The sequence below is a fragment of the Brasilonema bromeliae SPC951 genome (genome assembly GCF_012912135.1).
Classification (GTDB): Bacteria; Cyanobacteriota; Cyanobacteriia; order Cyanobacteriales; family Nostocaceae; genus Brasilonema; species Brasilonema bromeliae.
Genome location: NZ_QMEB01000169.1, coordinates 1 through 14,352, shown reverse-complemented (window position 1 = coordinate 14,352; position 14,352 = coordinate 1). Strand labels below are relative to the sequence as shown.

Annotated in this window: 10 protein-coding genes and 1 pseudogene; 6 read left to right on the top strand and 5 right to left on the bottom strand. The window is 43.8% G+C overall.

The features are described from left to right. Window positions 1-141: 141 nt before the first annotated feature. From DP116_RS19490 to rppB, 3 genes are all read left to right on the top strand, one after another. On the top strand, window positions 142-1,665 hold the full coding sequence (locus DP116_RS19490; RefSeq protein ID WP_169156748.1) for a SulP family inorganic anion transporter: 1,524 nt from the start codon (window positions 142-144) through the stop codon (window positions 1,663-1,665). Between the two features lie 276 nt (window positions 1,666-1,941). Then, window positions 1,942-2,643: a two-component system response regulator RppA gene (gene rppA, locus DP116_RS19485; protein ID WP_169156747.1), complete on the top strand. Its 702-nt coding sequence runs from the start codon at window positions 1,942-1,944 to the stop codon at window positions 2,641-2,643. Beyond that, on the top strand, window positions 2,633-4,003 hold the full coding sequence (gene rppB / locus DP116_RS19480; protein ID WP_169156746.1) for a two-component system sensor histidine kinase RppB: 1,371 nt from the start codon (window positions 2,633-2,635) through the stop codon (window positions 4,001-4,003). Before rppA ends, rppB begins: the two co-directional genes overlap by 11 nt. Here rppB and DP116_RS19475 read toward each other — a convergent pair. The 3 genes from DP116_RS19475 to DP116_RS19465 all read right to left on the bottom strand — a co-directional run bounded on the left by DP116_RS19475 (window position 3,997) and on the right by DP116_RS19465 (window position 8,461). Next, window positions 3,997-5,082 (bottom strand): hybrid sensor histidine kinase/response regulator, encoded by a 1,086-nt coding sequence (locus tag DP116_RS19475; protein WP_169156745.1) that lies wholly within the window; start codon window positions 5,080-5,082, stop codon window positions 3,997-3,999. The genes rppB and DP116_RS19475 overlap by 7 nt on opposite strands. Before the next feature lie 71 nt (window positions 5,083-5,153). Then, window positions 5,154-6,596: an ATPase domain-containing protein gene (locus DP116_RS19470; RefSeq protein WP_169156744.1), complete on the bottom strand. Its 1,443-nt coding sequence runs from the start codon at window positions 6,594-6,596 to the stop codon at window positions 5,154-5,156. Between the two features lie 290 nt (window positions 6,597-6,886). Further along, on the bottom strand, window positions 6,887-8,461 hold the full coding sequence (locus tag DP116_RS19465) for an alkaline phosphatase D family protein (RefSeq protein ID WP_169156743.1): 1,575 nt from the start codon (window positions 8,459-8,461) through the stop codon (window positions 6,887-6,889). Window positions 8,462-9,406: 945 nt separating this feature from the next. On the opposite strand from DP116_RS19465, the gene argJ reads away from it, so the two are divergent. The 3 genes and pseudogenes from argJ (at window position 9,407) to DP116_RS19450 (ending at window position 13,731) form a co-directional block, all read left to right on the top strand. Then, complete coding sequence (gene argJ, locus DP116_RS19460; protein ID WP_169156742.1) at window positions 9,407-10,717, top strand: bifunctional ornithine acetyltransferase/N-acetylglutamate synthase; 1,311 nt, start codon at window positions 9,407-9,409, stop codon at window positions 10,715-10,717. Between the two features lie 21 nt (window positions 10,718-10,738). After that, window positions 10,739-10,999: pseudogene (locus DP116_RS19455) on the top strand (DUF4351 domain-containing protein); the annotation flags it as partial. A 584-nt stretch (window positions 11,000-11,583) separates the two neighbouring features. Then, window positions 11,584-13,731 carry a CHASE2 domain-containing serine/threonine-protein kinase gene (locus DP116_RS19450; RefSeq protein ID WP_169156741.1) on the top strand — a complete coding sequence of 716 codons (2,148 nt, stop codon included), beginning with the start codon at window positions 11,584-11,586 and terminating at the stop codon, window positions 13,729-13,731. Window positions 13,732-13,737: 6 nt separating this feature from the next. Here the strand turns inward: DP116_RS19450 and DP116_RS19445 are convergent, their stop codons facing one another. Both DP116_RS19445 and DP116_RS19440 read right to left on the bottom strand, forming a co-directional pair. Beyond that, window positions 13,738-13,995, bottom strand: coding sequence for a type II toxin-antitoxin system RelE family toxin (locus DP116_RS19445; protein ID WP_169156740.1), 258 nt, complete (start codon window positions 13,993-13,995; stop codon window positions 13,738-13,740). A gap of 3 nt (window positions 13,996-13,998) precedes the next feature. Further along, window positions 13,999-14,238: a hypothetical protein gene (locus DP116_RS19440; RefSeq protein ID WP_169156739.1), complete on the bottom strand. Its 240-nt coding sequence runs from the start codon at window positions 14,236-14,238 to the stop codon at window positions 13,999-14,001. Between the last annotated feature and the right edge of the window lie 114 nt (window positions 14,239-14,352).

Genomic DNA, 14,352 nt, shown 5'->3' with positions numbered 1-14,352 from the left:
ATTCACTGTCAAAAATCAAAAAAATAGCTTCCAAAATGAGTAGTAAAAATGCTCATTTAGTCCATTGATAAAAGCGAATATAGCATTACTTGGATTAATGCAAATACTGAAGCAGAAAAGTAGTTTTTCGGGAATTTTGTCATGAAAAAGCTTAAAACTAATAAACTTAAACGTTCTTTGAGCAAAGATATAGTAGCGTCTTTCGTTGTGTTTCTCGTTGCTCTTCCACTGTCGATGGGGATTGCGATCGCTTCAGGAGTTCCTCCGGCTCGTGGTTTGGTGACAGGAATAATAGGTGGAATAGTTGTCGGGACTATTTCTGGTTCAGCATTGCAAGTCAGTGGACCTGCAGCTGGGCTAGCGGTTATTGTTGCAGAACTAGTTCAGAATAATGGAATCGAAATGCTCGGTCCGGTTATACTCCTGGCAGGTTTGATACAGTTGCTGGCGGGAGTCTTTAAGTTTGGTAAAATATTCCGCGCCATATCTCCAGCAGTTATTTATGGGATGCTTGCAGGTATTGGCGTGTTAATTTTCGCTTCCCAATTCCATGTGATGCTTAAAGAAAAGCCGCGTGCTACTGGAATTGAGAATCTAATTTCGATTCCCATATCCCTTTACCATACTTTTTTTGACTATGACAATATTAGCCATTTGATGGCTGCTGCTATTGGTGTCACCACCTTAATCGTGCTTCTGCTGTGGGATAAATTCAAGCCGCGAAGCTTAAAGCTGATACCTGGAGCATTAATTGCTGTGGTAGTTGCCAGCACTCTAGCCAACCTGTTCCATCTGCCAATTCCTTATGTTGATCTACCTGCAAATCTAACCGAAGTCATTCAAGTCCCAACACCTGCCAACTTGATTCGCCTGATCAATCCACCGCTACTGATATCAGCTGCGGCAATTGCCTTCATTGCCAGTGCGGAAAGCCTACTCTCAGCAGCAGCAGTGGATCGGCTGCACCAAGGCTCAAAAACAGATTTTGACCGCGAATTAGCTGCACAAGGTTTTGGTAACATGGTTTGCGGGGCGCTAGGAGTCTTACCAATGACAGGAGTGATTGTCCGTAGCTCTGTGAACGTCAAAGCAGGGGCTAAAACAAGACTGTCAGCAATACTTCATGGTGTATGGATACTTGTCTTGGTAGTTGCCGCACCTGGTTTACTAAAGATGATTCCCATGTCCAGCCTCGCTGCAATTCTGGTTGTTACAGGCTACAAGTTGGTGGAAGTAGAGAACATCCGCAAACTCAAACAGTACGGGCGTGTGCCTGTAGTCATTTTCTTTGCAACCTTTATTGGAATTGTAGCTGCCGATCTGCTTACGGGTGTGCTGATTGGCATTGTGCTGACCACAATAGCGCTAATTTACAAAATATCCTACCTAAATATATACCTTGAGAGGGACGAAAAAAATCGCCGAATTGATATCCACATAGAAGGAACTGCAACATTTATTCGGCTGCCAAAGATGGCTTCTGTTCTAGAGCAAATGCCAGCAGATACCGAGTTGTATGTTCACCTTGAGAATTTGGCTTATATTGACCACTCTTGCCTTGACTGGTTATCAATGTGGGCAGAGCAACAACAACAGAGAGGAAATACAGTGACTATACACTGGGATAGACTGGAGAAGCGCTTCCGCAGACCTTTTCAAAGCTAGTAGTCCGCCATTTTTGCAAAAATCTGCTTCAACAGTATAAAATTTCATCCGAATTTCATTTCAGTCTGTCAAACTATTAAACAGTAGTGTCATTCCAGTTACTTCTGGAACTACGCCGACTCTTAAAATGAATAACGTAAAAAACAGCAGTAACTGCTGCTGATAAGCTATACAAAATTTCCGCTCTTATTGTTAGCATTAATACAGAGCTATCTATTGGTGTAGCTACGCTTAAAGTTTATTGATGAACAAACTTCAAAGGTATATCTGCTCGTTATGAAAGTTCTGCTAGTTGAAGATGAGCCAGATCTAGGCGCATCGATTCAACGAAAATTGAGCAAAGAAAAATATATTGTTGACTGGATTTTAGACGGCACAGAAGCTTGGATTTGCCTGGAAAACCAATGGACGGAATATACACTGGCAATCTTTGATTGGTTACTGCCAGGAATATCGGGTTTAGAACTCTGCAAGCGATTACGGGTTCATGGCAACCCCTTGCCCGTGCTGATGCTTACAGCTAAAGACAGTATGGCAGATAAGGTGGCTGGACTGGATGCAGGGGCTGATGATTATTTGGTCAAACCATTTGGGATGGCGGAACTGCTGGCGCGGCTGCGAGCATTGCAAAGGCGATCGCCCCAGTTTCAACCTCAGCAACTTCAAGTTGGTAGTCTTATTTTAGATTACGGTAGTGGTACGGCTTGTTATCAACAGCCCAATGGTAATAGTCAGGTCATTTCTTTAACGAAGAAGGAATTTCATCTGTTGGAATACTTCATGAAACGTCCCAACCAAATTGTTAGCCGCGAGCAACTTTTGAGCCATCTTTATACGTTGAATGCAGAACGTATTAGTAATGTGGTGGCAGCTCAAATCCGACTGTTGCGACGTAAATTGTCAGAACTTGGTTGTGATGGTTTTATCGAAACTATCCCCAGTATGGGCTATCGTTTCAATTCCAGCGATGCAAATTAGACTGTTTCGTCAGACTCGCACCTGGCTCGCTCTGTGGTATGCAGTCGTTATGGGTCTGATTTTGACTCTATGCGGTTTCGTCGTTTATGAGGTAATTGTTGATGCTTACTTAGTTTCCATCAAACGGGAACTAGAGTCTGTGACAGGCACACTGCATAATGTCATTGAACCGAATTTGAAACAACCCGGTCGCATAGAGCCGATCTTTCAGCAAGTTTTACTCAATACTTGTGTAATTGAGTCCGGTTGTCCTACCCAAACAATCTTTGGGCACAAACAACGCATCCTTGCTGAAGATGACATTATTAGTACTATCCACAGAGATAAGCAATATTACATACGTTTTATCGATAGTTCGGGACGGTTAATTGCTGTGGTTGGTTTCCTGCCTGACAAATTACCACCAACTGTGCAAACAAAAGTGTGGCAAACAGTCAAAGACCCGCAAGGCAATCGTTATAATCAAAAGTCTCTGCCGTTGCATACTCAAGATAATCAGGTTTGGGGCTATATACAGGTGGGGCGCTCTCTCAAAGAGCTTGATAATCGTCTCGCTGCTTTAAAATTGGTTTTGGCGCTGGGATTGCCCATTACAGTACTCCTCGTTGGTGGTTCTAGTTGGTGGCTAGCGGGGTTGGCGATGCGACCAATTGACAGGTCATACAAACAAATGCAACAGTTTACGTCTGATGCTTCCCATGAGTTGCGTACTCCTCTAGCAGCAATTAATGCAACAGTAGAAACTGTACTTGATACGGAGCATTTGTCTCTTACAGAAGCACGAGATACCCTGGCATCTATTCAACGTCAAAATTACCGACTCGCTGAACTGGTTGGTGATTTACTGCTACTGTCTCGATTGGATCAGCAAGAGCTGACAACACAATGGGAACCTTGCTGTCTCAACATTTTGATTAATGACCTTATAGAAGAGTTTTCCGCGTTAGCAAGTGCAGCTTCTTTACAATTAACATCTTCAGTTCTATGCCATCAACCGTTGTATGTGATGGGGGATGAAGACCAACTTTTACGTCTGCTTTCTAATTTAATTGCTAATGCCATAAAATACACTAGAGCCGGTGGTTATGTCACTGTCATTCTCAAACGCAACAACGGTCATGCTGTAATTGAAGTTCAAGATACAGGGATTGGCATTGCACCTGGTGAGCAAAAGCGGATTTTTAATCGCTTTTATCGGGTGAATAGCGATCGCTCGCGTACCACTGGTGGATCAGGATTAGGACTGGCGATCGCGACTGCTATTGTTCAAGCACATGGAGGTAGCCTCTGTGTGCAAAGCGAAGTTGGTAAAGGCAGCACCTTCATCGTTCAATTGCCACTCAAGACATTTCGCTACTGAATGGGCAGGGCTACGGTGAATGTTGTCCCAACATTCATTTCGCTCTTTACCGTAATTGTTCCGCCATATCGCTCAACTACCTGTTTAACAATCGCCAGTCCTAATCCAGTTCCAGGAATATTGCCAACGTTACTAGCACGAAAAAAGGATTCAAACAGTCGTTGTTGATCTGCTGGCGCAATACCGACGCCCTGATCCTGTACTTGAAATATCACTGTTTCCGATTGACATTGCAATTTAAGCCCAACTGTGCTGTCGGGTGGTGAGTATTTAATGGCATTAGATAATAGATTGGTCAAAACGTGCCGCACTACGGCTTCGTCTATATAAACTGTGAAACATTCATCCTCGCAATTGAAATCAATAGTGTGACCAGTGGATATGCTGAATTTGATTTCTTCGATCAGCTTGCGGCAGAAAGGCTCAATCGCTAACCTAATGGGATTATACGTTAGATGATTCGCTTCAGATTTGCTTAGGATCAAGACATCATCTAGCAAGGCAACCATGCGGCGAACAGCAGCTTGGATACGTTGAAAAAAGTCCGCTCTCTTTTCTTGAGATAGTTTGTCTTGTTCTAGCAAACGAGTGAAACCAGCAATGGTATTTAGTGGGTTGCGAAATTCATGGGAAACCATTGAGATAAAGCGCGATTTTTGTTCTTTAAGTTCGCGTTCTTGCTTGAGTGCAGTCTCAAGCTGTAGTGAAAGCCGCCGCGATCGCAACAGCATTTCAATTCGTGCATGCAACTCTAGCTTTTCAATTGGTTTTGTAATCAGCTCATCAATACTTTGCCACAAATTCCGTGTCAATAGTTTGACATCAGAGCGGACTGTAATCAGCAAAAACGGCAGAAAAACGGGTTGCTCTTTGTGTTTTCTCGCTTGCACCCACTCCCACATGTAGTCCAGTGCTGGACCATCAAGAATGCATAAGTCAAATGGCTCATCTAAAAGTGGTACAGCTTTTCCTGACTGTACCACTAAGTCTGGAACCACAACCTTGTAAGACATTCCCAGCCACTCTGCCAGCAAGCGGCGATTCTCAGATTGCTCTACAAAAACTAAAATTATACTCATCGCTCTTACACCTTGCTAACTGGCAATGCTGCTGCAAAGGTTTGTTATGGCTAAACGACACAAGCTATTAATCACGGTTTATCCTCAAGTAATTCGGGCACCCCAGTCAATATACCCCGGAGGTGTGTGAGTGGATCGCCGACTTTAATTCCGTACCGACTAATTTTAAATTCGCGCAGGGTTTTCTCAAAGTCGGTCATCCGCTTCTTGAGAACGCCGATCGCCCGTCGCAGTTCGCCTTGCATTTCTAAGTAACGCAAAAATATAATCGTGTCTGCCAGATAGCTAATGCCAATTTCTGTAACTCGAAATTCCCCTGTAATCGTTTCAACCTCGTTAATCAGCAGTACAGCAACACCCATGTTTTGCAAATACTTGCATAGCGCATGAATATGGGTTGTCAAGTCTTGCCCGCGCACCGAAAGCCGATAGCCGGACACACTATCGATCATGACAATCCGCGCCTGTTTTTGCTCTACTTCCTGACGCACAAGGTTAGCAAATTCATCGGATGTATAATACAGCGGCTCCACTTGTACGACTGAGAGTGTCCCGCGCTCCTGCATTGCATGAACTGCAATGTTAATCCCTTCTGCACGGTGCAGCAGCGTTTCCTTTCTTTCCTCGAAAGTATAAATGACCGAATGTTCCCCCCGTCCGGCAGCCTCTTTCATAAACTGGAGTCCCAACGTACTTTTACCCACGCCACTGGGACCGCTGATAATGGTAATGGTGCTGCGCTCAATCCCACCGTGTAGCAACTCGTCGATTTCCGGAATCCCAGAGGAGATCACTTCAGTAGTAAAAGCTTGTCCGTAAATTTGTGGTATTAACCGGGGGAAGAGCTGCATTCCTGTGCTGGTTAGGCGAATTGCATGATTGCCGTTTTGAAAGTCACTTCCCCGAAATTTGGAGATACACAGCGTGCGCTCATTCTGGCTGAAGTTTAGATTAAGTACTCCATCACTCATAAACTGTAAATCATCATCGGGCGCTTCTTCACTGCTTTCTGAGGTGAATAGAACAGTGATGTCTTGCTCGACCAAAAATCTCAGAAACGACAGCACTTGCTTACGAAACTGAAACGCATCGGTTGCAAGGTAGCGAAACTGTGTCATCGAATCAATAAAAATGCGCTGCGGCTTGAGGGCTTCTACCTGCTGTACAATTCGACGGGTTGTCGGTTCACGTTCTACCTCAGCCGGTGAGAAAATATCGTAAGTCTGAACTTGGGTGAAAAATTCAGGTGTGGGGCTGAGGTCAAGAAAGGTGATGTTTTCTAGGTCAAATCCCAGCCCTTCGGATGTTCGCCTCAGTTGTGTGACGGTTTCTGCCAGGGTAATGAACAAAACCTGTTCGCCTCTTGCTGCCCCGGTTGTTAAAAAATGCATTCCCAGCGTTGTTTTGCCAGCCCCAGGTCCACCTCTAATTAAGTAGGCGCGACCTGGAACATAACCACCGTAGAGAACTTCGTCTAAACCCGAAATTCCCGAAGACAAACGATTGTCCGACATTTGTAAGCAGTCTTCCTTTCCCTATAGGCTTAGCGCAATTCCAGCATAGCGTGCTCTTTCAACTGCATGGGTTTTTACTACCAATTAGGAATCAAAAAGTTCAGGCTTATATTATTTTGATGTAAAGTATACCGTTTTTGATGGAGAATAGACGCTTTAGGAAACAAAAGCGTCTATTCTGCTCCACTTGGGCAATCACCTGCATAGGTGGGTACTTGTACAGAGTCAGACTTCAAAAGCGCATTGGCTCCTCCGTAGGCAACTGCGTTCCCACCCTTTGCGCATACGTACTAGGTTTGTTGGGCACCAGCTCGCCCGTTTGGAACGACAAACGAAGCGAGAGTGCTGATAGTTGCATTCGGTTCACGAATCGTGGAAACAACCCGGTAGTCACTTTGCCAAGTATTTTGTGTCAGATGACAACGCACATAGCCCCGGTTTTTGCCGTCAAAGAATTTGGTATGAGGATTGGCGCTTAAAGCTGCTACTGTTGGGGGAATAAAAGCTTCAGGAAAATCGGAAGAAATTGAGGTACCTACGAACTCAGTTCCGACAGTGGGGGAGTTTGGATTGTTGAAATCCGTTTTTAAGTCGTGTACCCAACTCGAATGAATGTCGCCAGTAATGACAACTGGATTGCTGGGTTGCTGTTGTTGTAGAAATTTCAAGAGGCGATCGCGCGCAGCCACATAACCATCCCACTGATCCAAATTGAAAACTTCTTGCCCTGGACGCGCATCAAAGTTATATTGTGCCATCATAGTTTGCTGAGCAATAACATTCCAGCGAGCTTGGGACTTGCTCAAACCTCGAAATAGCCACTGTTCTTGCTTTGTACCAGTCATAGTCGCATTTGGATCAAAAGCTTCAGAACAACGGGGTTTTAAGCCGTCATCGCAAGGTTGATCGCTGCGGTACTGACGGGTATCTAGCACGTTAAACTCAGCTATGTCCCCGAAAGTAAAACGCCGATACAGCTGTAGATACGGACCACGAGGCAGCGATAACCGACGTAGGGGCATATGTTCGTAGTAAGCTTGGTAAGCGTTGGCACGACGTGTGACAAACTCCTGTTGACTTTGATTTTCTTCTGGAATAAAGCTGGCGTAGTTATTTTCTACTTCATGATCGTCCCAAGTAACTATCCAAGGAAAAGCAGCATGAGCTGCTTGCAGGTTGGCGTCAGTTTTGTAAAGAGCATGACGGTTTCGATAATCAGCAAGAGTGACGATTTCAGGACTATTATGTTGACGTGGACCTCCTGGTTGTGGTCCATACTCATATATATAGTCACCCAAGTGAACGACCAAATCTAGTTCCTCTTGAGCCAAGCCCTGGTAAGCCGTGTAGTAACCGTTTTGCCAATCCTGACAGTTAACAAAGCCAAAGCGGAACTGAGCAACACGTGTATCGCGTGCTGGCGCTGTACGAGTACGTCCGATGCTACTGACTTCATTACCTGCTTTGAACTGATACCAATACCAACGATCAGGCTGCAACCCACCGACTTCTACATGCACAGAGTGTGCAAATTCGGGAGTGGCGATCGCCGTACCCCGTCGCACAACATTTCTCATGTTTTCATCCAAAGCAACTTGCCACTGTACAGGCACATTCACAGACGGCATTCCACCACCATTTAACGGTTCTGGAGCAAGCCGCGTCCATAGCACAATACCATCTGGTAAGGGTTCACCAGAAGCAATCCCGAGACTGAACGGATAACCAGAAAAACTAGGCTGTGCAACAACTCTGTGAGTCCATTGACTCGCAATGACACTTGCACTTACACCAAGAGTACCAATGAGAAAGCGTCGTCGCTTGTGTTTAGTAGCTAGTAAGCGCTCAAACTGAAAACGTTCCATATGTATCCTTAATTGGAGATTGTTGAAATACAGGGAAAACTAAAAGCTGGATAAAAACGGACTCATTGCTAACTTGATCTTGTTTGAGACAGCACATTGTTCGTGCTTGAAGTACAAGGCTGACGTCAAAAAGCCACACAGAAAAGCCTTTTTACTTGTGACTTACGACTTTTGTGGCAAGATTAACTTATCAACTGAGTATTAACTAGGTTTTAAGAGCTTATTAATTTTGAGATAAGTGTTCAGTTCCTAAAGCTGACATCAGGAAGGTGCAAAAATCATTCGCCCCAAACGGGCGGGCACTCTATGCCATTGCGTGATTCACATTTCCCCAAGTGCAACACCGAAATTTGGATGAGGTGGGAGTATCAAGTTGCTCTCGTAATCTCTGATCCATTCTCAACAATCATCGGGTTGTATTACCAACATTACGAAAATCTAATATTTCTAGACTTCATTTTTCGCAATAAGCATCTGCTGGAAGATACTCAGTATGGTGATTTTTGAATTGTCTCAAAAAAAATTTTGAAAAAAGGGGGTGAGGGGTCTTGCCCCTCAGTCAGAAAGTGCTATACTATGTTATGTAGATGCACCCTGATGATCTGGAGAGCTACCCAAGTGGCTCTCTATTTTTTTTATCCCCTTTTTGGGTTTGGTGTCCTCTGAAGAATTTCTGAAAAAAAAAATAAATGAGGGGTCTAGCCAATCACCCCCCTTATGTATTAATATGATATACAAAGATGCACCCTGATGATCTGGAGAGCTGCCCAAGTGGCTCTCTTTTTATTTGTTTAATAATTATTAGCGATGAATGGCTGCTACTTTGTCAAGAGTTTCAAAACGGAAAGTAGAACCAAAAGCTTGGTATAATCACCATTGACAAGAACTCAGAATGCTGAACGTCATAAACAAAAATCTGGCGTTTTGATCAAACGGGGGAAAACAATGGCAGACTGGCAGGAAATTAGTGGTGGTATCACAGCACCTAGAGGGTATCGCTCAGCAGGAATTGCAGCAGGGTTGAAACCATCAGGATTGCCCGATTTGGCTTTGATAGTCTCAGATGTGGAGGCGATCGCCGCAGGTGTCTTCACCATCAGTCATGTTAAAGCTGCCTGTGTGGATTATTGCCGTCAAAGCTTGCAAGCAAAGCATAGCGCCCGTGCTATCCTTTGCAACGCTGGACAAGCCAACGCTGCAACTGGTCATCAAGGCTGGTTAGACGCGATAGAATCAGCAATGGCAGTAGCGCAAGCACTCAACATTCCCTCAGAATCGGTGCTACTCGCTTCCACGGGTGTGATTGGGCAACGCATTCGTATGGATGCACTCAAAGCAGGAATACCCAAAGTCGTTGCAGCACTTTCGGAAACAGGGTCAGATGCAGCAGCTGGTGCGATAATTACCACAGACTTGGTGAGAAAATCTATTGCTTTGGAGACAATGATGGGCGATCGCCCAGTACGAATTGGAGGTATCGCCAAAGGTTCTGGGATGATTCATCCCAACATGGCAACAATGCTAGCATTTGTAACTTGTGATGCAGCTGTGTCTCCCACTCTCTGGCAACAAATGTTGAGTCGCGCGGCTGATAGAAGTTTCAATTCCATCACTGTTGATGGGGATACGAGTACTAATGACAGTTTAATCGCTCTTGCCAACGGTCAATCCCGCACCCCAGCAATTACCGAAATGGGGGCAGAAGCCGAAAAATTAGAGGCAATGTTAACAGCAGTGTGCCAGCATTTGGCGAAGGCGATCGCCCGTGACGGTGAAGGCGCAACTTGTCTTATAGAAGTGCAAGTCACAGGGGCACAGGATGAACAAGCAGCCCGTCAAGTTGCCAAAACCATTGCAGGTTCTTCTCTTGTCAAGTCTGCCATCTTTGGACGCGATCCCAACTGGGGACGTATCGCCGCAGCCGCCGGACGTGCGGGAGTTCCTTTTGAGCAAGAAAACCTGAAAATAAAGTTAGGAGATATCTTGCTGATGGAGAATGGTCAACCATTACCATTTGATAAGAAAGCTGCAAGTGAATATTTGAAACAAGCTGCAGCAGATGCTTCTGTGCCAAAAGACTTGGTAGCTACAAACATGAGCAACGATCTCTCAGTCGATCGTAGTACCATCAAGCAAAGAATTGATAATCCAGTGATTATTTCCGTCAGTATTGGCAACGGTTCTAGTTCAGGTAAGGCTTGGGGCTGTGACTTGAGTTATGACTACGTGAAGATTAACGCGGAGTATACCACTTAAGGGTACGAAGAATGGAAAAACATGGCTAAAGCAACAGACATCGGTGGGAAGCGTTTGATTAGTCTAGCACCAGATGGTTGGGTGAAATGGGTAACGCAGTCCCCCGATGTTTTAGCACGAGAAATTCTTGCCTGTGAGTTTCAGTGGATTAGCCGTGAAAGCGATGTCGTCGTAAGAGTTTACCATCCGCAAATCGGGGAGTTTCTGGTGTTGAACGAGCTACAATTGCGTTTTGACACCCGTCTACCTTTGCGGATGCGAGCTTATGCAGCACTGGCTGAGGTTTCGTCCCTCAAACGCCAGTCGCCAAGTGAGGGAGAGCGTCATTCGCGCTGGCTCAACGGACAGGTGCGCGACTGTCGGGAAACCCTTTCGGCAGTTCCTCATGGGGAGCCAGTGCGTTGCGGAGCCAGTACTGCAGGAGGGTTTCCCTCACTTGGTATCTGGCGTTGGGGTTCCCCCCGTTGTAGCACCTGGCGTGGAAACCCCCAAGACCTCGGCGACTACGCCCGGCACTGTCCTCCCCAACCTACAGATATTATAAGTGTTTAAGCGAACCTGATATTATTTTCACACTCAATACGAAGCCTAAAGCCCTTATTTTCTTGAGAAAAGTTAATAAAAAATCATATAACTTTATTGCGCTGTTTTTGACTAAGCCCAGGCTTACAGTGCTTTTCAGATGATTAGACCACAAATCGTAAGGTGGGCATTGCCCATAATAGCTTATGTAATGGACATTTAAGATATCAGCGAGCAATGCCCACCCTACAGAGAACCGCTATATATGGATAGGTGCAAGATCTAAGATAGTGTATTTCACTCAAGTGAAAACTGCTATAATTATATGCTTGACAGCAACCGTTATGAAAAATTTCTTCACATTATCAACAGTTTTTTCTAGCGTCATTGTCACAGGTTTACTGTTTGCCGTTCAACGGCTAGGAGTGTTAGAACCATTAGAAATCAGACTTTTTGACCAGATGATGCAAATGCGAGTAGATTCTGGTTCAGATTCCCGCCTGTTGATTGTTGCAGTCACTGAAGATGACATCAAAAAATGGAAATCGCCCACTTCAGACCGTTTATCGGGGGAAGTTCTCGACAATCTCTTGGGTAAACTTGAGCAATATCAACCGCGAGCAATTGGTCTTGACATTTATCGTGACTTGCCCATTGAACCTGGTCACAACAAGTTATTGAAACGTTTGCAACAGAGCGATATTATTATTCCAATTTGCAAACATAATGATAAAAATGAGCGTGGAGTATCTCCTCCTGAGGGAATTAAGTCATGGGAAGTCGGATTTATTGATGTTGTAGAAGATTCTGATAGTACAATACGTCGCAATTTACTGTTGTCTGACCCAGCAGCAAATGACGCTTGTGCAGCACAATATTCCTTAAGTTTACAACTAGCACTAAAATACTTGGAACTTGAAGGCATCCGACTGCAATCTACTCCCAACCAAGAGTTGAAACTTGACAAGACTGTATTTAAACGTCTAGAAAGTAATTCTGGTGGTTATCAAAATATAGATACTGGTGGTTACCAAATTATCCTCAACTACCGTTCATCTCAGGTAGCTAAAAAAGTTACTCTAACAAATGTGCTTGAGGATAAAGTTGGTTCTGATTTAGTGAAAAACCGCATCATCTTGATTGGTTCAACCGCACCCAGTTTAAAGGATATTTTCAATACACCACTAAGCACTGGCAAGTCAGACACATCCGGTAGAATGGCGGGAGTGGAGATTCATGCCCAAAGTGTCAGTCAAATTCTTAGTGCTGTTCTCAATAACAAACAAACTCTATTTTGGTTTTTGCCTGAATGGGGTGAAGTGGTTTGGATTTTGGTATGGAGTTTAACTGGAGGTATAATTGCATCACGCATTCAGCATCCTTTATATCTAGCAATTGTTGGTGGAACAGGTCTTGTAGTATTATTTGCTGGTAACTTTTTTATTTTTACCCAAGCAGGATGGATTCCAGTCGTCTCGCCAGCACTGGGGTTGGTGTTAGCAGCTGGTAGCGTTCTTGGTTACACGCTATATCAGAGTCAGCAAGAGAAAGAAAAAATAGCACAACAGGTTCAGCAGCAAGAAGAAGCCATTATCCAACTGCAAGCATTTATAAGCCAGAGCAATAATTCCTCAGGTCTAACAACACCACCTCAAATTCCCTCCCAGATGCACCTGCTGAAAAGACGCTATAAAATCATCGAACCTCTAGGTCATGGAGGATTTAGTGAAACTTATTTAGCTCAAGATACTCAGCGTCCTAGTCATCCTCAATGTGTGGTCAAGCAATTACGACCCGCTCATCAAGAAGAAAGTTTTTTAAGGGTTGCTAGACGACTTTTCAACACTGAAGCAGAAATTTTAGAAGTTCTGGGTCAGCATGAGCAGATTCCTCAATTATTGGCTTATTTTGAAGAAAATCAAGAATTTTATTTAATTCAAGAATTTATCAAAGGGAATTCCCTAGAAAAAGAGATTACTCCTAATAAAAAGTTTGCAGAAGCTGATGTTGTATCTCTACTTAAAGAAGTTTTGCTGATACTTGTTTTTGTTCACGGTTATAATGTCATCCATCGAGATATCAAACCTAGTAATTTAATCAGGCGAGAAAGTGATGGACGAATCATTTTAATTGATTTTGGTGCGGTCAAGCAGATTCAAACTCACCAGCCAAATAATACAGTCGCAATTGGTACTCCTGGTTATGTGTCTCCCGAACAAACGAACGGACAACCAAGACTAAACAGCGATATTTATGCGTTGGGAATACTCGCTATTCAAGCCTTAACAGGGAGACATCCTAAAACGTTCCAAAGAGACTTTAATACTTTAAGGGTGGTTATATCTCGGCAAGATGGTACTTTGCAGAATTGGCACGATTTAACAGAAATCAGTGACAAATTTGCTGCGGTATTAAATAGAATGGTGAATCAAAACTGCAATTTAAGATATCAGTCGGCTACAGAGGTATTAAATAGTTTAGAAAGTCTTTAACAGTTATTAGTTATAAACCTCCCCACGACCACCCACTCTAATCACAGTAACCAACAATACATCATCTTCTATTTCATAAACTACTCGATAACTGCCAACTCTAATTCGATAAGTATTCTCTTCGCCTTTTAACTTTTTAACTCCACTAGGACGGGGTTCTGTGGCTAAAGCATCTATTTTAGGTTGTATACGGTCTTGCAAGTCTTGAGGTAATTTCTTAAACATCTTTCTTGCACTAGGAGAGAATTCAACTGTGTAAGTCATCAATTAAGCCACGTCTTGTTTTCTCTCTTCAGCAATTTCTTTTTTAATTTCTTCCCAAGAGAATGTACCGTGTAAGCGTATCTCTTCTCTGGCTTCTTTAACAGATTTTAAATCCTCTTCATCCTCTTCATCTTCAACATTTTGTAAGAGTGCCAGTATTTCATCTAAGGTACAGTCATAAGCTTGATTTAGCAGTACGTTGATATCTTTAATTAATTGTTCGCGTTCACGTTCAGTTTTCATTTTTACTCATCCTCAATATTTTTACTTTTTCTGTCGCCGCCTCTAGTTTCACCTAATAAGGTTGAGTCGATGGCGGGTATTATCCCGCGCACCTCTCAGTTAAATCCGGACGTG